This is a genomic window from Methylobacterium sp. Leaf104 (assembly GCF_001422885.1).
Lineage (GTDB): Bacteria > Pseudomonadota > Alphaproteobacteria > Rhizobiales > Beijerinckiaceae > Methylobacterium.
Genome location: NZ_LMMZ01000004.1, coordinates 95,315 through 117,516 on the forward strand (window position 1 = coordinate 95,315; position 22,202 = coordinate 117,516).

The 22,202-nt window shown below is 71.2% G+C and carries 19 protein-coding genes, 1 tRNA gene and 1 other RNA gene; 11 read left to right on the forward strand and 10 right to left on the reverse strand.

Annotation, left to right across the window (positions count from 1 at the left end):
- The first annotated feature begins 509 nt into the window (after positions 1-509).
- Positions 510-821 carry a hypothetical protein gene (locus ASF49_RS06200; protein ID WP_156652889.1) on the forward strand — a complete coding sequence of 104 codons (312 nt, stop codon included), beginning with the start codon at positions 510-512 and terminating at the stop codon, positions 819-821.
- Between the two features lie 6 nt (positions 822-827).
- Here the strand turns inward: ASF49_RS06200 and ASF49_RS06205 are convergent.
- A tRNA-Arg gene (locus ASF49_RS06205) sits at positions 828-904 on the reverse strand.
- Positions 905-1,343: 439 nt separating this feature from the next.
- Between ASF49_RS06205 and ASF49_RS06210 the strand changes: the two genes are divergently transcribed.
- A complete protein-coding gene (locus tag ASF49_RS06210) occupies positions 1,344-1,730 on the forward strand; it encodes a PepSY domain-containing protein (protein WP_056469429.1) in 387 nt (128 codons plus the stop codon).
- Between the two features lie 52 nt (positions 1,731-1,782).
- A complete protein-coding gene (locus ASF49_RS06215) occupies positions 1,783-2,472 on the forward strand; it encodes a hypothetical protein (RefSeq protein ID WP_056469432.1) in 690 nt (229 codons plus the stop codon).
- 201 nt (positions 2,473-2,673) lie between these two features.
- On the opposite strand, the gene ssrA is transcribed toward ASF49_RS06215, so the two are convergent.
- The 4 genes from ssrA to ASF49_RS06230 form a co-directional block, all read right to left on the reverse strand.
- Positions 2,674-3,053, reverse strand: a transfer-messenger RNA (tmRNA) gene (ssrA, locus tag ASF49_RS22930).
- Positions 3,054-3,058: 5 nt separating this feature from the next.
- Entirely contained in the window at positions 3,059-3,388 is a 330-nt protein-coding gene (locus tag ASF49_RS06220) for a hypothetical protein (protein WP_082510923.1), read from the reverse strand.
- A gap of 31 nt (positions 3,389-3,419) precedes the next feature.
- A complete protein-coding gene (locus ASF49_RS06225) occupies positions 3,420-3,611 on the reverse strand; it encodes a hypothetical protein (RefSeq protein WP_056469438.1) in 192 nt (63 codons plus the stop codon).
- 154 nt (positions 3,612-3,765) lie between these two features.
- The gene (locus tag ASF49_RS06230) at positions 3,766-4,938 is read right to left on the reverse strand and encodes a zinc-dependent alcohol dehydrogenase (RefSeq protein ID WP_056469441.1); all 1,173 of its coding nucleotides are present in this window, start codon (positions 4,936-4,938) and stop codon (positions 3,766-3,768) included.
- A 268-nt stretch (positions 4,939-5,206) separates the two neighbouring features.
- On the opposite strand from ASF49_RS06230, the gene ASF49_RS23520 reads away from it, so the two are divergent.
- The 7 genes from ASF49_RS23520 (at position 5,207) to parE (ending at position 17,532) form a co-directional block, all read left to right on the forward strand.
- A complete protein-coding gene (locus ASF49_RS23520; protein ID WP_156652891.1) occupies positions 5,207-5,527 on the forward strand; it encodes a hypothetical protein in 321 nt (106 codons plus the stop codon).
- 237 nt (positions 5,528-5,764) lie between these two features.
- Positions 5,765-6,148 carry a response regulator gene (locus tag ASF49_RS06240; protein WP_056469573.1) on the forward strand — a complete coding sequence of 128 codons (384 nt, stop codon included), beginning with the start codon at positions 5,765-5,767 and terminating at the stop codon, positions 6,146-6,148.
- Between the two features lie 95 nt (positions 6,149-6,243).
- Complete coding sequence (locus ASF49_RS06245; protein ID WP_056469444.1) at positions 6,244-8,148, forward strand: AI-2E family transporter; 1,905 nt, start codon at positions 6,244-6,246, stop codon at positions 8,146-8,148.
- Between the two features lie 159 nt (positions 8,149-8,307).
- Complete coding sequence (gene topA / locus ASF49_RS06250) at positions 8,308-11,133, forward strand: type I DNA topoisomerase (RefSeq protein WP_056469448.1); 2,826 nt, start codon at positions 8,308-8,310, stop codon at positions 11,131-11,133.
- A 286-nt stretch (positions 11,134-11,419) separates the two neighbouring features.
- Positions 11,420-13,153 carry a methyl-accepting chemotaxis protein gene (locus ASF49_RS06255; RefSeq protein WP_162240957.1) on the forward strand — a complete coding sequence of 578 codons (1,734 nt, stop codon included), beginning with the start codon at positions 11,420-11,422 and terminating at the stop codon, positions 13,151-13,153.
- Positions 13,154-13,233: 80 nt separating this feature from the next.
- Positions 13,234-15,210 (forward strand): PhoX family protein, encoded by a 1,977-nt coding sequence (locus tag ASF49_RS06260; protein WP_056469455.1) that lies wholly within the window; start codon positions 13,234-13,236, stop codon positions 15,208-15,210.
- 267 nt (positions 15,211-15,477) lie between these two features.
- Positions 15,478-17,532, forward strand: coding sequence for a DNA topoisomerase IV subunit B (gene parE, locus ASF49_RS06265; RefSeq protein WP_056469459.1), 2,055 nt, complete (start codon positions 15,478-15,480; stop codon positions 17,530-17,532).
- A 159-nt stretch (positions 17,533-17,691) separates the two neighbouring features.
- Here the strand turns inward: parE and ASF49_RS06270 are convergent, their stop codons facing one another.
- Entirely contained in the window at positions 17,692-18,543 is an 852-nt protein-coding gene (locus ASF49_RS06270) for an outer membrane protein (RefSeq protein WP_056469463.1), read from the reverse strand.
- Between the two features lie 422 nt (positions 18,544-18,965).
- Here ASF49_RS06270 and ASF49_RS06275 point away from each other — a divergent pair, with 422 nt between their 5' ends.
- Positions 18,966-19,280, forward strand: a complete 315-nt coding sequence (locus tag ASF49_RS06275) for a hypothetical protein (protein WP_056469465.1) — start codon at positions 18,966-18,968, stop codon at positions 19,278-19,280.
- An 80-nt stretch (positions 19,281-19,360) separates the two neighbouring features.
- On the opposite strand, the gene ASF49_RS06280 is transcribed toward ASF49_RS06275, so the two are convergent.
- The 4 genes from ASF49_RS06280 to ASF49_RS06295 form a co-directional block, all read right to left on the reverse strand.
- A complete protein-coding gene (locus ASF49_RS06280) occupies positions 19,361-20,080 on the reverse strand; it encodes a di-trans,poly-cis-decaprenylcistransferase (protein ID WP_056469469.1) in 720 nt (239 codons plus the stop codon).
- A 67-nt stretch (positions 20,081-20,147) separates the two neighbouring features.
- The gene (locus ASF49_RS06285) at positions 20,148-20,516 is read right to left on the reverse strand and encodes a transcriptional regulator (protein WP_056469473.1); all 369 of its coding nucleotides are present in this window, start codon (positions 20,514-20,516) and stop codon (positions 20,148-20,150) included.
- Positions 20,503-21,120 (reverse strand): hypothetical protein, encoded by a 618-nt coding sequence (locus tag ASF49_RS06290; RefSeq protein ID WP_056469477.1) that lies wholly within the window; start codon positions 21,118-21,120, stop codon positions 20,503-20,505. The genes ASF49_RS06285 and ASF49_RS06290 overlap by 14 nt, the downstream gene beginning before the upstream one ends.
- 85 nt (positions 21,121-21,205) lie before the next feature.
- Positions 21,206-21,934 (reverse strand): aspartate/glutamate racemase family protein, encoded by a 729-nt coding sequence (locus tag ASF49_RS06295; RefSeq protein ID WP_056469478.1) that lies wholly within the window; start codon positions 21,932-21,934, stop codon positions 21,206-21,208.
- Positions 21,935-22,202 lie beyond the last annotated feature (268 nt).

The following is a 22,202-nucleotide window of genomic DNA, read 5'->3' on the forward strand; positions in this document are numbered from 1 at the left end:
GCAGAGGTCGTGGACCAGAAACCGGGTCAACTCCAAACATGCTCGAAGCCCTGCCTCGGGGAGGACCACGTTCGAGGGAGCAGGCCACGGCGAGGTACGATGTGTCCGAGACATCGCGAGGGGCGTGATCCGCGGGTGGCTGCGCGGCGCGTGGTGACCGGTCCGATCCCCGTGGCCGGACTCGCCCTCGCGCGACCCACGGCGGTCCGATGGCGCTGTCCACCGCGTCCTCGCGTTGGGACGAGGGCGCTGAGCTTGTTCCCGCTCGACCCGCGGGCGCATGGGAAAGAGTCCTTGCGAGGGTCGGGCGATCCGCATGGACACGCTCGAGGCGCCGGTGGTCGACAGCCTCGTCCGGCGTTGGCTCCTGCCCGACCGGCTCACGGCCAGATGGGCTCCGCTACGGCGCGGCAGAAGGCGGCGGGATTGGTGGGCAGGTCTCGACGCTGCAAGCGGAAATGCGAGCGGCCGATGACAGACTCGAGCGGCCCTGCGGCCTGATCGAATCTGTGACCATCCTGCACGGACGCTTCCCTGGTTTGAAGCTCGACCGGAGCCGGGCGCGCGTGGCCCTCGACCACATGAGCGGGGTGTCACGGCCGCCGTTGGTCATCGATCCGGACCTGATCGAGCCATTCGGGAGGCCGATGCCCGAGCCCGTCATGGCTGGCGCGATCCAGTTGCGCACTGCGTGGCTGCCGACCATCGTCGATCGCATCGAGACGGGCGACGCCGTTCTCCGCGGTGTCGCAGACGCGGCCTGCCCCACACGCGGTGTCCGCGAACCGAGCCGGATCGCTGCCTGTGGTTCGCGGTTTTGAAGGGAATGGCGCGCCCGAAAGGATTCGAACCTCTGACCCCCAGATTCGTAGTCTGGTGCTCTATCCAGCTGAGCTACGGGCGCCTGCGACCGGTGGGCGGGTTGGTGCCGCCCCGGTGTGAGCGGGTGTTTAGAGGCTCCCTTTTGCGCTGGCAACCCTGGCCGGACAGATTTTTCGCACGGGCGGGAGTGGCGCCCGGTTGGTGCGGCGCCCGGCGAGGCCGCCGCGGCGCGTCCGGTCGCGATCCGGGGATACCGTGCGGCGGGACCAGGTGTTTCGACGCGCTTGAGCGATGCGGGTCGCGATGCGCAGCGTATGCGTCGATCAAATCCAATGCTTTGCCGGAACCTGACCTTGGCGTTTCATTCGATGATCTGTGTCAGGCCAAGGTGGAACAATTGTGACAAGGCTCCAGCGTGGCCATTCGAAAGGGAATTCCTCGGTTCTGGCCTGGAACGCTTTCCCCTCCTGCGGGATTGAGAGGGACTTCCGCCAGTCGCAGACTTATCCAAGGAGAACGCCGTGAAACGGTCCCTGACCACCCTCGCCATCCTGACGGTCCTCGGTGCGGGTTCGGCCTTCGCCCAGACCACCGTCACCGGCACACCTGCCCCGGACGCGAAGTCGAGCGCCACCTCCGGCGGCCAGGAGGCGGTGACCCGCCCCAACACCGACAAGCCCGACGCCACCAAGCCCGCCACCGCCAAGGCCGCGTCCAACGCCAAGCTCGAGGAAGGCGCCAACAGCTTCACCGAGGCCCAGACCCAGCACCGCCTCACCGAGGCCGGCTACAAGGACGTCAAGGGCCTGACCAAGGACGACAAGGGCATCTGGCGCGGCGAAGCGGTGCTCGACGGCAAGCCGGTCAAGGTCGGCGTCGACTTCAAGGGCAACGTGGCGGCGCAGTAGGCCCGTTCGCGAAACCCGCCCGCACCCCCTCGCCCGCCCACAGGAGTTTCCCATGGCCCAGCAGACCATCACCGCCCTGTACGACGACTACAACGATGCCAGCGCGGCCGTCTCCAAGCTGGAGGCCGCCGGCGTGGCGCATGGCGACATCAGCATCGTGAGCAGCAACGAGGGCGACCGGCATGCCGGGCGCCTGCGCACCACCACCGACCTCGATGCGCCCGGCCATACCGCTGCGGTCCATGGCGACACCCCCGAGAAGGCGTCGAGCGGCGCCGGCGCGGGTGCCACCGTCGGCACGGTCCTGGGCGGCGCCGCCGGCCTGCTGACCGGCCTCGGCCTCCTGGCGATCCCGGGCGTCGGCCCGGTGGTGGCGGCCGGCTGGCTCGTGGCCACGCTCACGGGCGCGGGCATCGGCGCCGCGGCCGGCGGCCTCGCCGGCGGCCTCACGGGGGCGGGTCTCAGCGAGTCCGACGCCCATACCTACAGCGAGGGCGTGCGCCGCGGCGGCACCCTGGTGACGGTCCGGGCCGACCAGGCCCATGCCGCGCGGGTGATGGACATCCTCGAGGAGCACGGCTCGATCGACGTCGACGAGCGCGCGCAGAACTGGCGGGCCGAGGGCTGGACCGCCCCGCAGGCCGCCGCCGCGACATCGCCGGATGCGATCCCGGGCAACGCCCTGGGCGGCACCGTCGAGGGTCGCAACCGTGTGCGTGCCTATCCGACCACCCCGGTCTGAGCGGCGGATTGCGGCCGCCTGCTTCGCGCAGGCGGTCCGACACAGCCGAAGAACCCCGGTGCCCTCGGCGCCGGGGCTCTTCGTGTCGGGATGGGACGGATGGCGCTTCGGAGCGTGGGCGCGACGGCGCACCCCGGGCCATCGGGTCCCGATCTCTCGACGATCTGCGCATGGTGAGGACAGGGTGGGTCCCGGAGCCGAAGCTCCGGGTTCTGTTTCGACGGTTACCCTACCGCAAGATGCTTACGCCGCGAGGCGGGCATCCATGACAACGTTATCGTTGGCATTTAGAGTTTTGGCCAAATGCTCGAAACAGGGGTTGCCTGCGTCGAACCGGTCGAGTCCTTACCGACAGCCGCATCGTCCCTCACCGAAGTGAAAGCGAACTCGCGATCCCTTTACCGCCCAGTCGATCCTATTTCGCCCCCATCAAAAGACCGCCTGCCGCAGCGACGTGCCGGGGCGCGATGGGCTTGTGGTGGAGGCGCCGGAGTACTGCCCTCCGGGTCCTGAAACGTTATTACGAACCGGTCATCAACCGCAGCCCCGATATAGGCGAGATCGCCCCGCGGGTCCAGCCGGCGCGCTATCCCGCCGCACCGGTCCCGGGATCCGTCGCCTGCGCGAACCAGGCGGCGTAGGAGGTGGTGCGGGCCATGTGCCGGTTGAGGTCGGGCGCGCCGTCCTCCCACCAGACGGGGCCGCGTTCGCCGAGGCTCCGCTTGGCCGCGTCGACGGCGCGACGGGCCGCCGCGACGGCGTCCGGGTCCCCGGCCGCCCTGCCGGCCTTCACCGCCCGGCGCGCGTCCATCAGGGCGGCGACGAAGGCATCGCGCTGGGCCGGCGCGAGGTCGGGCCGGGTCCGGCGCCAGAGCCGGCCGCGGACGACGAGGTAGCGTCCGTCCGGCGTCACCAGCGGCGCGGCGGCCGTCTCCCGTGGCGCGGCCCTACCCCGTGGCGCGGCCGCGGCGATGGGCCTGCTCCTCGATCAGGGCCTCGACGGCCGCGATGGTGTTCTCGAGATCGGCGACGCGGCGCAGCACGCTGTCGGGCGGCAGCATCTCGATCTTCGCGGCTTCGGTGATGAGGGTCCTCTGAGCGTCCTTGAGACGGTTGAGGAGGGATTCCAAGTCTGACATCGCTCGGCTTTAGCGGATGCCGGGGCCGGCCTGCAATGCACATCGCGGCGAGGGATGGAAGATATCCTTGGCTGTTGTCCTGTCGCGCGCCGAAATCCGACGCGCGACAGGGTTCAGACTTCGAAGATCCTGACTCCGTCTTGGCGGTCCCGGCTCAGTTCGGGTGGAAGACCACCTTCACGCAGCCGTCCTTCTTGTCGCGGAAAGTCTTGTAGAGGTCTGGACCGTCGGCGAGGTTGCTGGACCGGTGCGTGATCAGCGAGGTCATGTCGAACTTGCCCTGTTGGATCAGGGCCGTCAGCGTCTCGAGGTAGCGCTTCACGTGGGTCTGCCCGCTCTTCAGGGTCAGGCCCTTCTGCACGATCGAGCCCATGTTGACCGGCACCGGGCCGCCATAGACGCCCGGCACCGAGACGATGCCGCAGGGGCGCACGGCTTTGATCGCCTCGGCGAGCACGTAGGGCCGCTCGGTCGAGGTCAGCTTCTCCTGCAGGGTGCTGAGCACCCCGGCGATGCCGTGGCCGGCGGTGGCCTCCATGCCGACGCAGTCGATGACGCCGTCGGCGCCCTCGCCCTTGCTGATCTCCTTGATGCGCTCGAAGACGTCCTCCTTCATGAAGTCGATGACGTCGGTCGCGCCGTATTTCCAGGCCAGCGCGATGCGTTCCGGCACGGTCTCGATGGCGATGATGCGCTCGGCGCCCATGATCTTGGCCGACTGGATCGCGAACAGGCCGACGGGCCCGGCCCCCCAGACCGCGATGATCTCGCCGCCCTTGATCTCGCAATGCTCGGCGCCCTGCCAGCCGGTGGGCAGGATGTCGGTGAGGAACAGGACCGACTCGTCGTCCATGCCGTCCGGGACCTTCATCGGAGCGACGTCGGCCATGGGCACGCGGACATACTCGGCCTGGCCCCCCGCATAGCCCCCGGTGAGGTGCGAATACCCGAACAGGCCCGCGGTGGTGTAGCCGAACTGGGCGGCCGCCATCTCGGCGTTGCGGTTGGAGCGCTGGCAGACCGACCAGTTGCCGAGGCGGCACTGGCGGCACTCCCCGCAATTGATGTTGAAGGGGACGACGATGCGGTCGCCCTTGCGGAACTTGGTGAAGCCGCTCCCGACCTCGACCACCTCGCCCATGAACTCATGGCCGAGCACGTCGCCCGATTCCATAGTGGGCATCTGCCCGTCCATCAGGTGCAGGTCGGAGCCGCAGATCGCGCAGGACGTCACCTTGATGATGACGTCGCGCGCATCCTCGATCCGCGGATCGGGGACGGTGTCGCAGCGGATGTCGCCCTTGCCGTGCCAGCACAGTGCCTTCATGGCGGATCTCCGCCCGCCCGGGGCCGGAATCCGGCGCGCGGCAGGCCTGATTGTGAGGGAAGCGGCGGCCGTGAGCCGGCCGTCCCGACGAGAAGGCGCCCGCGCCGGGCCTTGTTCCCTCCGGGTCTAGTTCTCTCCGGGCCCTGTTCTCTCAGGGATCCGGTCCCTGGATCGATCCGGCGGGTGGAACGGGGACGGGCCTCGCCCCGTTGGCCCCGCGGTCCGCGCCGGGCGTCCGCGCCGGATCCGCTTGTCCTGCGAAGGCCGCATGCTGCTCCTCGTCCTGTTCCTCCTGCTCTTCGCGACCCTGGTGCTGATGGTCGTCCGGCGGCGCTACATCGGCCGCCTCACCTCCCTGGCGACGCTGCTGGCGGTCGCCATGCTGATGATCTGGATGCAGGACAACGGGCTCCTCCCCGGGACCCAGGGCCGGTTCAGCGACAGCCGCCCCCATACCAGCCTCGACCCGCCCCTGCCCGCGCCGCCCATGCCTGCGCCGCCCATGCCTGCGCCGCCCATGCCTGCGCCTCCCATGCCCACGCCTCCCATGCCCACGCCTCCCATGCCCACGCCCCCGCGCGCGCCCTGACGGACCCGGCCGTCGCGGCACCGCCCCGGTTTCTCTTCTTCTCTTCGGGGCTTCTCTTCGACCCCGGTTTCTCTTCGGCCCCTGTGTCGCTGGATCGCGTCGGTTGCCATGGACCGTTCGGGCCGATCGTGCGTTCACAGCACGGCCCGAGCCCATGTCTCGCTCGGGAGGCCGCGTCTTGGGGCCTCGGGTCCCGGGCGGAATCGGGGCCGGCGACGAACGAGGGGTATGGGGGCGATGGCGAAAATCCTGCTGGTGGAAGATCACGAGGAGATCTGGGACTTCCTGTCCCGCCGGCTGAAGCGGCGCGGCTACGACGTGATCCTCGCCCATGACGGCGAGTCCGGCGTGCAGCAGGCGCGCACCGGGCGGCCCGACGTCATCCTCCTCGACATGAACCTGCCGATCCTCGACGGCTGGTCGGCGGCCCGCGTGCTGAAATCCGGCAGCGACACCAAGGGCATCCCGATCATCGCGCTGACCGCGCACGCCATGTCGGGCGATCGCGACAAGGCGATCCAGGCCGGCTGCAACGACTACCATCCGAAGCCGGTGGATTTCTCCAAGCTGCTGACCCAGATCAACGCCGCCGTCGGACCCCAGGCGCCCGCCGTCGCCTGAGGCGCCGTTCCGGTCCGCGCCTCCCCTGTCGGCGTCCCCGGAGCCCCGGGCACCGGGCGCCCGCGTCGCTCACCTCAACGAGACCCATCCCATCCATGAGCGACGATCCTATCACCGCCCGCCTCCTCCGGCAGGCGATGCCGGTCTTCACGACCCTGGCCTCCTGCCTCCTCGTGATCACCATCGCGGCGGCCCTGTATCTCGGCCGCGACATCTTCGTGCCGGTGACCCTGGCGATCCTGCTCAGCTTCGTCCTGGTGCCGGGGGTGCGCCTCCTGCGCCGCATCCGGGTGCCGCGGGCGTTGGCCGTCCTCGCCGTGGTGCTCACGGCCTTCGGGGCGCTGCTCGGGATCTCGCTCCTCATCGCCAACGAGGCGGCGCAGCTCGCCTCGGACCTGCCGCGCTACCAGGTGACGATGCGCGAGAAGATCGCCTCCCTGAAGGAGGCGACCGCCGGCAGCGGCACCCTCTCCCGCATGGTCGACATGGTGCAGGACCTCGGCGCCGAGCTGCAGCCGGACCCGAACGCCGCCGCCCCCGAGGGCAGCGCGGGCAGCCCCGCCCATCCCCTCCACGTGCAGATCGCCTCGGCCAAGGCGGGGCTGCTCGGCACCCTCGGCGCCGTGGCCGGGCCGATCCTGCATCCCCTCGCCACCACGGGCCTGATCCTGATCTTCACGATCTTCATCCTGCTGCAGCGGGAGGACCTGCGGAACCGGGCGATCCGGCTGGCGGGCTCCGGGGATCTGCGGCGGACCACGGCGGCCATCGACGACGCGGTGGCCCGCCTCAGCCGCTTCTTCCTCGCCCAGCTCGTCCTGAACATCGCCTTCGGCGTCGTGATCGGCTTCGGCCTGTGGTGGATCGGCGTGCCGAACCCGATCCTGTTCGGGGTGCTGGCCGCGATCATGCGCTTCGTGCCCTATATCGGCGCGGCGATCAGCGCCCTCCTGCCCCTCATCGTGGCCGGCGCCGTCGATCCGGGCTGGAGCATGGTCATCGCCACCGCGATCCTGTTCGTGGTGGTGGAGCCCATCGCCGGCCACGTGGTCGAGCCGCTGCTCTACGGCCATTCCACCGGCCTCTCGCCCATCGCGGTGATCCTGGCCGCCACGCTCTGGGCATTCCTGTGGGGGCCGATCGGCCTCGTGCTGGCCACGCCTATCACCGTCTGCCTCGTGGTGCTGGGGCGTCACATCGAGCGGCTCTGGTACCTCGACGTCCTCCTGGGCGACCGCCCGGCCCTGGCGCCGCCGGAGATCTTCTACCAGCGCATGCTGGCGGGCGATCCCGAGGAGGCGATCGACCAGGGCCGGATGTTCCTGAAGGCCCGCGCCCTCGTCACCTATTACGACGAGGTCGTGCTGGCCGGCCTGCTGATGGCGCAGGAGGACCTCTCGCGCGGCACCCTCGACCGGACCCGGCAGGACGAGGTCGGCGCCGCCCTGCGCGCCGTGGTTGCCCGCCTCGGCACCGTGCCGGTGGGCCGCAGGGGCGGGTCCGCCGCCGCGGCCGGCAATTCGGAGACCTCGGCGGCCATCGCGGCCATCGGACCCGACCGGCAGGTCGCCGCGGTGGTTCTGCGCCCCGACGAGCTCCCGGCCCGCTGGCGGGCGCCCCGGCCGGTGCTCTGCGTTTCCAGCCGCGGCCCCTTCGACGAGGCGGCCACGCTGATGCTCGGGCAGATCCTCGGCCGCCACGGCCTCGGGGCCCAGGTGATGTCGATGGCGCAGCTGCGCCGGGGCGAGACGCCGGACGACCTCTCGGGCATCGCCCTGGTGTGCTTCTCCTACCTGGAGCCCGTCAGCCTGTCGCAGATCCGCCTGAACGTGCGCCAGGCGCGCCGGGCGATTCCCGGTGTCCGGGTCCTGGTCGGCTTCTGGCGCGAGCGCGATCCCGCCTCCCTCGACCGCCTGCGCCGCACCCTCTCCGCCGACGTGCTGGTGACCACCCTGAACGGCGCCCTGGACGCGGCCCTGACCTTCGCCAGGCGGGCGTGAGACCGGTCCGGACCGCGGGGGGCATTTGACATCCCCCTGGGCTTGACCCACTTCTCCCCCGCGCCGACCCCCTCTCCGGACGGATGGCGACGCCCCCCGCACAATCTGCGCACGGTCGTTGCCGCGGGTCAGGCCCTGACGAGAGGCTCGTATCAGCACATGAAAGTCGTCGTCGTCGAGTCGCCGGCCAAGGCCAAGACGATCAACAAGTATCTCGGCCGCGACTACGAGGTTCTCGCCTCGTTCGGCCATATCCGTGACCTTCCGGCCAAGGACGGCTCCGTCGATCCGGAGGCGGACTTTCACATGCTGTGGGAGCTCGACGACCGCGGATCGAAGCGCGTCTCCGACATCGTCAAGGCGCTCAAGGGCGCCGACGGCCTGATTCTCGCGACCGACCCGGATCGCGAGGGCGAGGCGATCTCCTGGCACGTGGTCGAGGCGCTCACCGCGCGGCGCGCCCTCAAGGGCATGCCGGTGGAGCGCGTGACCTTCAACGCGATCACCAAGGCGGCGGTGGAGACCGCCATGCGCCAGCCCCGGCAGATCGACCAGGCCCTGGTCGACGCCTACCTGGCCCGCCGGGCGCTCGACTACCTCGTGGGCTTCAACCTCTCGCCGGTGCTCTGGCGCAAGCTGCCCGGCGCCCGCTCGGCCGGCCGCGTGCAATCGGTGGCGCTGCGCCTCGTCTGCGAGCGCGAGCGCGAGATCGAGGTCTTCAAGCCCCGCGAGTACTGGTCGCTGGTGGCGACGTTGATCACGGAGAACGGTGCCAGCTTCGAGGCCCGCCTCACCGGCGCCGACGGTAAGCGCATCCAGCGCCTCGACGTCGGCTCGGGCGACGAGGCGGCGGCGTTCAAGCGCGACCTCGAACTCGCCACCTTCTCGGTCGGCAGCGTCGAGGCGAAGCCCGCCAAGCGCCACCCCGCCCCGCCCTTCACCACCTCGACCCTGCAGCAGGAGGCCTCCCGCAAGCTCGGCATGGCGCCGGCCCAGACCATGCGCGCCGCCCAGAAGCTCTACGAGGGCGTGGAGATCGACGGCGAGACGGTGGGCCTGATCACCTACATGCGGACCGACGGCGTCGACATGGCGCCGGAGGCCATTGAGGACGTGCGCCGGGTCGTGGCCAAGGAGTACGGCGAGCGCTACCTGCCGGGGAGCCCGCGCAAGTACAGCGTCAAGGCCAAGAACGCGCAGGAAGCCCACGAGGCCGTGCGCCCCACCGACATGAGCCGGCTGCCGAAGACGGTGGCCCGCACCGTCGATGCCGAGCAGGCCAGGCTCTACGAGCTGATCTGGACCCGCACGGTGGCGAGCCAGATGGAATCGGCCGAGCTCGAGCGCACGACGGTGGACGTCGTCGCCCAGGTCGGCCCGCGCAAGCTGGAGCTGCGCGCCACCGGCCAGGTGGTGAAGTTCGACGGCTTCCTCACCCTCTACCAGGAGGGCAAGGACGACGAGGAGGACGAGGACGGCCGGCGCCTGCCGCCGATGAAGGCGGGCGACCCCTTGAAGCGCGAGCGCATCGCCTCGACCCAGCACTTCACCGAGCCGCCGCCGCGCTATTCCGAGGCGAGCCTCGTCAAGCGCATGGAGGAGCTCGGCATCGGCCGCCCCTCCACCTACGCCGCCGTGTTGCAGACCCTGCGCGACCGCGAATACGTGCGCATCGACAAGAAGCGCCTGGTCGCCGAGGACAAGGGCCGCCTCGTCACCGGCTTCCTCGAGAGCTTCTTCAAGCGCTACGTCGAGTACGACTTCACCGCCGATCTCGAGACGCAGCTCGACCGGGTCTCGAACGCCGAGATCGACTGGCGCGAGGTGCTGCGCGACTTCTGGCGCGAGTTCTCCGCGGCCATCGCCGGCACCAAGGAGCTGCGCGTCGCGGAGGTGCTCGATGCCCTCAACGACCTCCTGGGCGCCCACATCTTCCCCGAGAAGGCCGACGGCTCGAACCCGCGCACCTGCCCGACCTGCGGCTCCGGCCAGCTCTCCCTGAAGCTCGGCAAGTTCGGCGCCTTCGTGGGCTGCTCGAACTACCCGGAGTGCAAGTACACCCGCCAGCTCGCCGCCTCCGGCGTCGAGGGCGACGGCGAGGGCTCGTCCGAGAACGGCGGCCAGCCCGGCACGCGGGTCCTCGGCAACGACCCCGTCTCCGGCCTGCCCGTGACGGTGCGCGACGGGCGCTTCGGCCCCTTCGTGCAGCTCGGCGAGGCCTCCACCGAGAAGGAGGCGCCCAAGCCCAAGCGCTCCTCGATCCCGAAGGGCACCAGCCCGTCCTCGGTCGACCTGGAAATGGCCCTGAAGCTGCTCTCCCTGCCGCGCGAGGTCGCCCGGCATCCCGAGACCGGCGAGCCGATCCTGGCCAATCTCGGCCGCTTCGGACCCTACGTGCAGCACGGCAAGATGTACGCGAATCTGGGCCGCGACGACGACGTGCTGGAGATCGGCGCCAACCGGGCCATCGACCTCATCGTCGCCAAGGAGCAGGGCGGCGGCCGGCGCGGGCCGGCGGCCGATCCGGGCCGGCCGCTGGGCGAGCACCCCGAGACGGGCAAGCCCATCGTGGTGAAGTCGGGCAAGTACGGTCCCTACGTCACCGACGGCACCACCAACGCCACGCTGCCCAAGACCATGGCCGCCGAGGCGGTCGACCTGCCCCAGGCGCTGGAGCTGATCGCGGCCCGGGAAGCCGCGGGCGGCGGCAAGAAGAAGGCTCCGGCGAAGCGGGCGGCGGGTGCCAAGGCTCCCGCCAAGAAGGCGCCGGCCAAGAAGGCCCCAGCCAAGAAGGCGGCCGCCGAGAAGGCTCCGGCCAAGGCGAGTGCGGCCGAGGGACGTGCGGCGGATGCCGATGAGGTCGCGGCCAAGCCCGTGGCCAAGTCTGCGCCCAAGTCCGCTTCCAAGTCCGCCTCGAAGTCCGCTTCCAAGGAGCCGGCGCAGAGTGCCGACACGCCCGCCGCCGCGGCCCGCAAGAAGGCCTGAGGCGGAGGAAGGCCTGGGGGATCCGCGCAAGTCGACATCCCCTTCGTTCCGTGATCGTTGCGGTTTCATCTGAAACCACGACGGTCGGGGGACTGCGCTCCGCTCGACGGTGGGAGGCCGACAGGTTCCCCGGACGCGAGACCCTGCCGGCCTCGGCATTCCGTCCCGACGAATCCCGAACACGTGATCGGTCCCGCGCTCGAAATCCGGGCGCTGCGGACCGGTGCGCGCCGCGTTGTTAGCGATTGCTTACGGGATCGTGCCGAACATTGCGGACATGCGATTCTTGTCGAGACAACAGGCCGCCCGGCCCCCCGCGACTCCCGCGCACGCCCCGCCCCTCGCGGAGCTTCGGGCGGGGGCCGATCCGTCGCCGCAGGCCGGCCACGGCGATGTGCTGGACGCGATCGAGAGCGACGTCCTCAAGGCGATCGGCAACGTCGGCGATTCCATCGCGGTCACGCGCACGGAGGTCGTGGACATGCAGGCGGGGCTGGCCGCCATCCGCGCCCGCATGAGCCACCTCGCCGAGGCGGCGGAGGCGGCGAGCGCGGCCAGCGCCGGCTTCACCGGGCGGACCGAGGGCCTGTCCACGGTCTCGACGCGCATCACCGACGCGATGGACCAGGCCTCCGGGCATCTCGACCAGGCGGGCAGCCGGGGCGCCGAGGCCCGGGCCCTGATCGGCGCCCTGGCGACGGCCGGCAACGAGATCGCCAGCATCGTCGACACGATCTCGACGGTGGCGCGCCAGACCAACCTGCTGGCGCTGAACGCCACCATCGAGGCGGCCCGGGCCGGCGAGGCGGGCCGCGGCTTCGTCGTCGTGGCAGCCGAGGTGAAGGCCCTCGCGGTGGAGACCGCCCGGGCGGCCGACGACGTCCGCAGCCGGATCGCGCGGCTGCGCGAGGGGGCGACCGCCTCCAGCGCGGCCATCGGCGCGGCGGCGGAGGCGATCGAGGCGGTCCGGCCCGCCTTCGGCACCGTGCGGGGCATCGTCGACCAGCAGGTCGGCATCGTCACCCACGTGGTCTCGGAGGCCACGCGCACGGCGGGGCTGATCGCGGACGTGAGCGCCGGTGCCGGCGAGACCAGCGCGGCCACCGTCGCCCTCGATCGACGGGCCGAGGCCATGGAGAGCGCGGCCGGCCAGGCCGCCGAGGAGGCCGCCGGCCTCGGGCGCCGCTTCGTCGCCGTGATCCGCCAGAACGAGATCGGAGACCGGCGCCGGGCCGACCGCTACCCGGCCGACCTGACGGTGGCGATCCGCGGTGGCGCGCGCACCCGCACCATCGACCTCAGTGCGGGCGGCGCCCTGCTGGCCCGGCCCGAGGTCGGGCCGGAGATCGCCGCCGGCCAGAGCCTCGACCTCGACATCGCCTCGATCGGCGCCGTCCGGGCGCGGGTGGCGGCGGTGAGCCCCATGGGTCTGCACTGCGCCTTCGACGGGCTCGATGCCGGAACCGACGCGAGGCTCGCCGACCGGCTCGGGGCGATCCAGGCGGAGTACGCCCCCCTGGTCGCCCGGGCCCAGGGCCTCGCCGGCCGCATCGGCGACTTGATGCAGGCCGAGATCGCCGCCGGGCGCCTCTCCCCCGCCCTCCTGTTCGACACCGACTACGTGGCGGTGCTCGACACCGACCCGCGCCAGTTCACGACCCGCTCGGTCGAGGTCCTGGAGCGCCTGCTGCGCCCGGTGCTGGAGGCGCCGCTCGCCGAGGATCCGGCGATGATGTTCTGCATCGTGGCCGACCGGAACGGCTACGTGCCGGTGCACAACCGCGCGGTGTCGCAGCCGCAGCGGCCCGGCGACCCCGTCTGGAACAACGCCCACAGCCGCAACCGGCGCATCTTCGACGACCGCACCGGCATCACCGCGGCGCGCTCCACCCGCCCGGCCACCGTCCAGGTCTATCGCCGCGAGGTCGGCGACCGCATCGTCATGGTGCGCGAGGTCGACGCGCCCATCCGCGTCCAGGGCCGTCACTGGGGCGCCTGCCGGACGGCCTACCGCTTCTGACCACTGGGGGCGCTGTCACACCGGTGCCATGCGTGCCGGCTAGCGGAAGGGTTTGCCACCCGCCTTCACGGACCTGACGCATGACCAAACCGACGCGAACCCGCTCGCAGGCCGCGGAGGCGGCGGAGGATCGCGGGTCGAACGGCAGCGCCAACCCGACCTTCGGCGACATCGTGGCGGCGCGCTTCGACCGGCGCGACCTCCTGCGCGGGCTCCTCGGCGTCGGCGCCATCGCGGCGGTGGTGACGCCCCGCGCCCTGGCCGCCGGGGCGGCGCAGGCCGCCGAAGCCCCCGACACCCGCTTCCCCTTCGCCGAGATCGAGGCCGGATCGGACGCGCACCATCACGTCGCCGCCGGGCACGACGCCGAGATCCTGATCCGCTGGGGCGATCCGGTATTGCCCGGCGCGCCGGCCTTCGACCCGCGCAACCAGACGGCGGCCGCGCAGAGCCGGCAGTTCGGCTACAACAACGATTTCGTGGGCTACTTCCCCATGCCGGGGGCGGCCGACCCGGCGTCGCACGGCCTCCTCGTGGTCAACCACGAATACACCAACGAGGAGCTGATGTTCCCCGGCCTCGGCCGCCAGGACGTCAAGGCCGTCGCCTTCAAGGGCATGACCCGGGAACTCGTCGACATCGAGATGGCGGCCCATGGCGGCTCGGTCGTCGAGATCCGCCGGCAGGACGGCAAGTGGGCGGTGGTGCCGGATTCGCGCTACGCCCGCCGCCTCACGGCCACGACGCCGATGGTCCTGACCGGCCCGGCCGCCGGCACCGACCGGGTGCGGACCGCGGCCGATCCCGGCGGCCGGGCGGTCCTCGGGACGATCAACAACTGCGCCGGCGGCACGACCCCCTGGGGGACCTGGCTGACCTGCGAGGAGAACATCAACTACTACTTCTCGGGCGCCTCGGCCGAGGGCTCGCCGGAGGCCGCCAACCACAAGCGGTTCAACCTGCCGGCCAGCGCCTATGCCTGGGGCCGCTTCCACGAGCGCTTCGACGTCTCGAAGGAGCCCAACGAGCCCAACCGCTTCGGCTGGGTGGTGGAGATCGACCCGTTCGACCCGACCTCGACCCCGAAGAAGCGCACGGCCCTGGGGCGCTTCAAGCACGAGGGCGCGGCGGGCATCGTCGCCAGGGGCGGCCAGTACGTGATCTACCAGGGCGACGACGAGCGCTTCGACTACGTCTACAAGTTCGTCACCGCGGGCCGGGCCGACAGCGGCGACCGCGACCTCCTCGATTCCGGCACCCTGCACGTGGCCCGCTTCGACGCCGACGGGCGCGGCACCTGGATGCCGCTGGTGTTCGGCCAGGGGCCGCTGACGCCCGGGAACGGCTTCCACGGCCAGGCCGACGTGGTGATCGGCGCCCGGCTCGCCGCCGACCGCCTCGGGGCCACCAAGATGGACCGGCCCGAGGACGTCGAGGCCAATCCGAAGACCGGCAAGGTCTACGTGATGCTGACCAACAACGGGAAGCGCAAGGCCGACCAGGTCGACGCCGCCAACCCGCGCGCCGACAATCGCTTCGGGCACATCGTCGAGCTCACCCCCGACGACGGCGACCATGCCGCCCCCGGCTTCACCTGGGAGATCCTGGTCCGCTGCGGCGATCCGAGCGTCGCGGCGGTGGGCGCCACCTTCTCGTCGGCCACCACGGCGAACGGCTGGTTCGGCATGCCGGACAATTGCTCGGTCGACGGCCTCGGCCGGCTCTGGGTCGCCACGGACGGCAACGCGCCCTCGCGCACCGGCCGCAACGACGGCATCTGGGCGGTGGAGACGGAAGGGCCGGGTCGCGGCACGGGCAAGCACTTCTTCCGCGTGCCCGACGGCGCCGAGATGTGCGGCCCCTATTTCACGCCGGACGACACCACCTTCTTCGTGGCCGTCCAGCATCCCGGCGAGGCCGACGAGGAGGATCCGAAGGCGGTGCCCGCCACCTTCGAGGCGCCCGCCACGCGCTGGCCCGACTTCGACCCGGCGATGCCGCCCCGCCCCGCCGTGCTGACGATCACCCGCCGCGGCGGCGGCCGCGTCGGGACCTGAGGCGGGGCGCGGGAAGCGCGCCCGTTCCGCGACGATCCACCGATCACGCCACCGTCAGGCCTTCTTAACCACATCCATACCATGTCATGGGGTGGTACGCCCTGTGCGGCGGGGGCTTCCGGCCCCTGCCGCACAGGGCGGGAACCCCTTTCTGTTTCCGGTTTGTTCCGGTATGGTGAGAGGATGAAGGCGAATGCTGCACGGTCTCCCTCTGCGATCCGGCCCGCGAAGCCCGCGGCCTCACCATCACCCGCGCGAGGCGCTCCGGTGAGCGACCCCGCACGCGATCTCTTCGCCGGCGGCAAGGCGCCCGCGCCGAAGGCCGCCGAGCGCCGCAAGCTCGAGGCCGCCGTGGCGCCGCTCGCGCCGCCGCCCGTCTCGGCGGAGGCCGGCTACGACGCCTCCACCATCGAGGTGCTGGAGGGGCTGGAGCCGGTGCGCCGCCGCCCCGGCATGTATATCGGCGGCACCGATGAGCGCGCCCTGCACCACCTCTTCGCCGAGGTGATCGACAATTCCATGGACGAGGCCGTGGCCGGCCATGCCAGCTTCATCGAGGTGGAGCTGGAGGAGAGCGGCCACCTCGTCGTCACCGACAACGGCCGCGGCATCCCCGTCGACCCGCATCCGAAATACCCGAACAAGTCCGCGCTCGAGGTCATCATGACCGTCCTGCACGCGGGCGGTAAGTTCGACTCGAAGGTCTACGAGACCTCGGGCGGCCTGCACGGCGTCGGCATCTCGGTGGTCAACGCCCTCTCGGACGAACTCGAGGTCGAGGTCGCCCGCAGCCAGACCCTCTACCGCCAGACCTTTTCGCGCGGCCACGTGCAGGGGCCGCTGGAGACCGTGGGCCGGGTGCAGAACCGGCGCGGCACCCGCGTGCGCTTCCACCCCGATGCCGAAATCTTCGGGGCGCTGAAGTTCGACCCCCGCCGCCTGTTCAAGATGGCGCGCTCCAAGGCCTACCTGTTCGGCGGGGTCGAGATCCGCTGGCGCTGCGCGCCCGCCCTGCTCGACGGCCTCGACGACGTGCCGGCCGAGACCGTGCATCGCTTCCCCGGCGGCCTGCGCGATTATCTCGCCCGCGACCTCGAGGGCAAGGAGCTCGTCACCGACGCGATCTTCTCGGGCAAGATCACCAAGCCCGGCGGACACGGCTCCCTCGAATGGGCCGTCGCCTGGATGGTGACCGACGACGGCGTCTCGGCCTCGTACTGCAACACCATCCCGACGGCCGAGGGCGGCACCCACGAGAGCGGTCTGCGCGTCGCCCTGCTGCGGGCCCTGCGCGAGCATGCCGAGCGCGTCGGCCAGGCCAAGCGCATGACGGCGGTGACCACCGACGACGTCATGGCGACCTGCGCCTCGATGCTCTCGGTGTTCATCCGCGAGCCCGAGTTCCAGGGCCAGACCAAGGACAAGCTCGCCACCGTCGAGGCCTCGCGCATCGTCGAGACCGCGATCCGCGACGCCTTCGACCATTGGCTCGCCGCCTCCCCGGGCCAGGCCAACAAGCTCCTCGACTGGGTGATCGACCGGGCCGAGGAGCGCCTGCGCCGGCGCCAGGAGAAGGAGGTCGCGCGCAAGTCCGCCACCCGCAAGCTGCGCCTGCCGGGCAAGCTCGCCGACTGCTCCAAGGCGGGCATGGCCGGCTCGGAGATCTTCATCGTCGAGGGCGATTCGGCCGGCGGCTCGGCCAAGCAGGCGCGCGACCGCGCCACCCAGGCGATCCTGCCCTTACGCGGCAAGATCCTCAACGTCGCCTCGGCGAGCCGGGACAAGCTCGGCGCCAACCAGCTGATCTCGGACCTGACCCAGGCGCTCGGCTGCGGCACCGGCGCGGGCTACCGCTCGGAGGACCTTCGCTACGAGAAGGTGATCATCATGACGGACGCCGACGTCGACGGCGCCCACATCGCCTCGCTGCTGATCACGTTCTTCTACCGGCAGATGCCCAAGCTCATCGACCGCGGGCACCTCTACCTGGCGATCCCGCCGCTCTACCGGATCAGCCAGGGCGCCAAGACGGCCTATGCCCGCGACGACGACCACAAGGCGCAGCTGATCCGGACGGTCTTCAAGAACGGCAAGGTCGAGATCGGCCGCTTCAAGGGCCTCGGCGAGATGATGCCGGCGCAGCTGAAGGAGACCACCATGGACCCCAAGAAGCGCACGCTCCTGCGGGTCGAGGTGCTGGACGAGGCCCGCGACTCCACCGGGGACGCGGTCGAGCGGCTGATGGGCAACAAGCCCGAGGCCCGCTTCACCTTCATCTCCGAGCGCGCCGCCTTCGCCGACGGGGCCGAGCTCGACATCTGAGAACGCGATCGCCCGCGCCTCCGGCATTCCGGTGGCGCGGGCGATCGACGGGCGCTCGGACAGGGCCCCAGACGCGCGAAAGCCCGGCCGCGAGGCCGGGCTTTCCCGTTGGCCCGAGCCCGCGCGACCGGATCGGTCGCGCGGGCGGCCGTTCGGATCCTAGTAGGAGCCGAACTTGTAGTTCAGGCCGGCGCGGACGACGGCGAACTCGGTGCCGCTGTTGCGGTTGGTGAAGCCGGGCTGACGGTAGAGAACGTTGTTGGTGTCGTAAGCGTAGACGCCAGCGTTGCGGTTGTTGTTCTCGAGGTTCACGTACAGGCCTTCGACCTTGAGCGTGACGGCCGAGGACTTGAAGAAGTTCAGGAACGAGTCGGTCGGCAGGGCGTACTCGATACCGCCGCCAGCGGCCCAGCCAGTGCGGAAGTCGTCGTTGCCGCGGAAGCCGCCGAAGGAGCGCTCATTGCTGCCAGCGCCGTAGGCGAAGCCACCGGTGCCGTACACGAGGGTGCGGTCGAAGGCATAGCCAAGGCGGCCGCGCACGGTGCCGAAGTAGTCGAGGCTGGCGGTGCCGCGCGGATCGACGAAGGTGACGCCAGGGGTGGCTGCAAAGGTGCCGGGACCGACGAGAGCGTTGTTCCGGCTACGGCCGAAATCGACGTACTGAGCGTCGGCCTCAACACCGATCACGACACCCGAGCCCGGGGTGAACTGATAGTTGTAGCCGATCTGGCCACCACCCGTGAAACCCTCGTTCGAGTTGTTGGAGTAGACGATCTGAGCGCCTGCGATGCTCGGCTGCACAAGGTTCGGAAAGACATTGTTGTAGACGTTGGTCTGGCGATTCGAGGCGTCGAAGCCGTAACCGGCGTTGAAACCAGCGTAGAAGCCGGTCCAGGTGAACACCGGCACCGGCACGAACACCGGGGGAGCCGCGCGGCGCGGAAGATCGGCGGCCGAAGCGACGGCAGTCAGGCCGGCGAGCACGGTGGAGGCGAGAAGCAGTCTTTTCATGGATTTAACCTGGTCCTGGTTGGCGAGAGCCGGCGCGCTTGTAGTCCCTGGCCGACGCGAGGTCTGTCGCTTTCCTGCAACAAGGCCACCTATTAGGACCCCAGATGTCAAAGAAGGGTAAAGGTTAGCGATCGGTCATTTCGAGCTTTGTACGTCGGTGCCATCACGCACATCCTCGGGAGACAAATGATCCCGTCATTGGACGTCGCCTGTTGAAATCAAGACCCGCCGCAAGACTTTCTTCAGATCCGAATTACCTGCAGCATTGTGCCGGATTGCGGGTCGATCTCACGTTTTATTGCCGTCCGCCGCGGGGTGGCGCTGTCTCGAAGCGCCGCCGGCGCAAGTCCTCCTTAACCATGCCGGGCGAGACTTCGGGACGCGCGGCCAGGGTCCGCGCCGCCAGACGGACGATCGCGCCCATGCTCCTGCCCAGCCCCCCTCTCGACCTGCCCGCGGACGCGCTCGCCCGCGAGGCGAGGACGGAGTTCGGGCGCGGGGCGGCGGAGCCGCCGCGACCGGCGACCCTGCTGCCCTGGGCGCTCAAGGTCGGTCTGGTCGTCGCGGTGTGCGCCTTCGGCGCCACCCAGTACCTGTCCCGCGCCGTGGAGCGCGGCCCGGATCGCCAGCGCGAGGCGCGGATCCCGGCCGCCGATCCCGAGACCACGGGCGCCATCGGCCCCGCGGCGTCCCGCACGCGCCTCGATCCCTGCACGGCGCTCGACCTCAGGCGCTGAGCACGCGCGCCGAGGAGGGCGCCGCCCGCTCCGCGCGCCTCGAGGGCTCGTCCGCGCTGCCGGCCCCGAAGCCCGGGGATTCAGGCGGCCCGGGCGGGCGCGGCGAGACCGCCGAAACGGCGGGTTCGCCCCGAGAAGGCCCGGAGCGCGGCGGCGAGGTCCTCCGGACCGAAATCGGGCCAGTGCGTGGACGTGAAGTGCAGCTCGGCATAGGCGCTCTCCCATAACAGGAAGTCCGAGAGGCGCTGCTCGCCGCTGGTGCGGATCACGAGGTCGACGTCCGGGATCGGCTCGCCGCTGACCGCCCGCCCGAAGGCGGCGGCCGATGGCGAGCCGGGCTCGGTCGACGTGCCCGCCAGCGCGCCCGCCGCCGCCAGGATCGCGGCGCGGCCGGAATAGTCGATCGCGATGCGCAGGTGCAGGCCGTTTCCGGCCGAAGTCAGGTGCTCCGCCCGGCCCATGGCCTCGGCGAGACCCGCGGGCAGGCGATCCCGCCGGCCGATCACGCTGAGGCGTATCCCCGCCCGCGCCAGGTGCGCGGCCTCGGTCTGGAGGTAGTGGCGCAGCAATTCCATCATGCCGGTGACCTCGTCCGGCGGCCGGCGCCAGTTGTCGCTGGAGAAGGCGTAGAGCGTCAGGGTGCCGATGCCGGCCCCGGCCGCCGCCGCGACGACCCGCCGGGTCGCCGCGACACCGGCCCTGTGGCCCGCCACCCGCGGCGATCCGCGCTCGGTCGCCCAGCGGCCGTTGCCGTCCATGATGATGCCCACATGCAGTCGGTCCTGCAGAGTGCTTTGCATTGTAAAGTTTCCTGGCAAATGGAGGATGGATCTTGGGCGTCGGAGAGTGGCGAAGCCTGCGGACGGATCAGGCCGGCTGCGGCCGGCCCGCGGCTTCGGGGGCGCGCTCGGCCGCCTCGGCGGCGTCGCGCACCACGCGCTCCAGCACCGCGAGATAGTCGAGGAAACGGCTGCGCCCGGCGGCGGTCAGGCCGCAGGTGGTCTGGGGCCGGTTGCCGTCGTAGCCCTTGCGGATCTCGACGAGGCCGGCCTCCTGCAGAACCTGGAGGTGGCGGCTGAGATTGCCGTCGGTGAGCCCGCAGAGCTGCTTGAGGTCGCCGAAGGCGAGGCCCTTGGGATGGGCGATCAGGGAGGTGAGGAGGCCGAGGCGGGCCTTCTCGTGGATGACCCGGTCCAGCCCCTCATAGGCGAAGGGAGCCGCCTCAGCCCGCGACATCGGTGGCCTCCGTGCTCTGGCGGACGACGAGCGCCATCAGCCCCTGCCCGACGGCGAAGGGCAGCCCCATCGCCCAGGGCGACAGGGCATGGCTCTCGGCCGTCAGCACCAGCACCGCGAGGCCGGCCACGAGGTACCAGGCGCCCACCAGGGCGACCGCCCGCGGCATGACCCGGGCGCCGGCGAAGATCCCCAGGCTCACCAGCACCTGCCACAGGCCGGGCAGCATCCACAGGGTCTCGGGCGAGACCCGCGCCAGCACCAGGGCGAGGAGGGCGCCGGCGGCACCGGCTGGCAGGAACTGCTCCACCGCGTCCCGGATCATCCAGTCGGCGAAGCCGCCGCTGTGCCGGCGGGAACGGGCCCACATCTCCCACCCGATCAGGCCGAGGGCGCCGAAGGCGGTGGCGATCCAGCCGCCGAAGTAGAGCAGCGGCACCGCCGTCGGATCGTCGAGGAGGACGGTCTGTGCCGCGGCGGTGGCGAGTGCGAGCCCCGCGGTGGCCGCGAAGGCCGCCGCTCCGTATCCCCGAAAAGCGCTGCCGCGGCCCAACTGCGCGCGGATGGCGACGATGTCGGCCAGGGCCTTGTCGAGATCCGTCATGGGACATGCCTCACTCTGCATCGCAAAGTATATAGGCCTGCAAAGCGGATGCAAGCGGATTCTTTGCATCGCAAAGCGAGGGGCGTCAGGTACGGGCCAGCAGGTTCGCGAGCGGCGGCGGCAGGCCGAGACTCGCGAGCGGCGGAGCTTCGTCCGCCGGGCGCCCTCCCCCGGCCGCGGCGGCCAGCACCGCGCGGGTGCCGGCCTCGACCGAGCACAGCACCGGGGCCGGCACGGCGCGCTGGATCCGCGCCGCGAGCCCGGCCAGGGCGGCCCCGCCGAGGATCACCGCCTCGGCGCCGTCCTCCCGGACGCAGGCGGTGCAGGCCGCGGCGAGGAGGCCGAGGGCCGCCTCCGGGTCGGCGGCGATCTCGGCCCCCGTGGGCGCGACGGTGCGCACGCCGGTCAGGCACGCGCCGAGGCCGAGGCCGGCGACGAACTCCGTCAGCATCGGCCCCCACAGGACGCCGCCGGTGACGATGGCGAAGGGCCGGGCGCCCGCGCTCGCGGCCCGGCAAGCGGCCTCGGCCATCCCGACCACCGGGACCGGCGAGACCTCGCGCAGGGCGGCGAGGCCGGGATCGCCGAAACAGGCGAGGTAGACCGCGTCGCAGCCGTGCCCGTGTTCGGCGAAGGCGTCGAGGGCGGCGTGCCCGGCGATCGCCGCCGCGGCGCGGCTGGAGATGTAGCGGGCCCCGAACCGTCCGGTGGCGGGAACCAGGGCGATGCCGTCTCCGGCGATGGCCCGGACATGGGCGGCCACGAGGTCGGTGACGGCGGCGGTGGTGTTGGGGTTGATGAGCAGGATGCGCAATTCGGTCCTCGGTCCAGGGCGGGGATCGTACCCGCCGAGGCAAGGGGCCGGCCAAGGGGCCAGCCAAGGGGTCGGCCGGGATCCGGGTCCGGGGTCCGGGTCATGGTGCGCGGGCGACACGGGCCTGCGGATAAGCCGTCCTGACCGGGTTCCCCTCGATTGACAAGGCCGTGCAAGGCCCTAAGTGTCCCCGCAACGCGTGTGCGCGGCGGGTCGTGTGTCGAAGCCGCCCCTGATGCCAGCCGTCGCCGTGTCGATGTCCTCCGCG

Excerpts from the sequence above, each read along its gene's own strand:
- ASF49_RS06290 (WP_056469477.1), bottom strand. The coding sequence starts at position 21,120 with ATGACGGATCTCGACAAGGCCCTGGCCGACATCGTCGCCATCCGCGCG.
- ASF49_RS06285 (WP_056469473.1), bottom strand. The coding sequence starts at position 20,516 with ATGTCGCGGGCTGAGGCGGCTCCCTTCGCCTATGAGGGGCTGGACCGG.
- ASF49_RS06280 (WP_056469469.1), bottom strand. The coding sequence starts at position 20,080 with ATGCAAAGCACTCTGCAGGACCGACTGCATGTGGGCATCATCATGGAC.
- ASF49_RS06260 (WP_056469455.1), top strand. The coding sequence starts at position 13,234 with ATGACCAAACCGACGCGAACCCGCTCGCAGGCCGCGGAGGCGGCGGAG.
- ASF49_RS06270 (WP_056469463.1), bottom strand. The coding sequence starts at position 18,543 with ATGAAAAGACTGCTTCTCGCCTCCACCGTGCTCGCCGGCCTGACTGCC.
- ASF49_RS06275 (WP_056469465.1), top strand. The coding sequence starts at position 18,966 with ATGCTCCTGCCCAGCCCCCCTCTCGACCTGCCCGCGGACGCGCTCGCC.
- ASF49_RS06225 (WP_056469438.1), bottom strand. The coding sequence starts at position 3,611 with ATGTCAGACTTGGAATCCCTCCTCAACCGTCTCAAGGACGCTCAGAGG.
- ASF49_RS06215 (WP_056469432.1), top strand. The coding sequence starts at position 1,783 with ATGGCCCAGCAGACCATCACCGCCCTGTACGACGACTACAACGATGCC.
- ASF49_RS06230 (WP_056469441.1), bottom strand. The coding sequence starts at position 4,938 with ATGAAGGCACTGTGCTGGCACGGCAAGGGCGACATCCGCTGCGACACC.
- ASF49_RS06240 (WP_056469573.1), top strand. The coding sequence starts at position 5,765 with ATGGCGAAAATCCTGCTGGTGGAAGATCACGAGGAGATCTGGGACTTC.
- topA (WP_056469448.1), top strand. The coding sequence starts at position 8,308 with ATGAAAGTCGTCGTCGTCGAGTCGCCGGCCAAGGCCAAGACGATCAAC.
- ASF49_RS06245 (WP_056469444.1), top strand. The coding sequence starts at position 6,244 with ATGAGCGACGATCCTATCACCGCCCGCCTCCTCCGGCAGGCGATGCCG.
- ASF49_RS23520 (WP_156652891.1), top strand. The coding sequence starts at position 5,207 with ATGCTGCTCCTCGTCCTGTTCCTCCTGCTCTTCGCGACCCTGGTGCTG.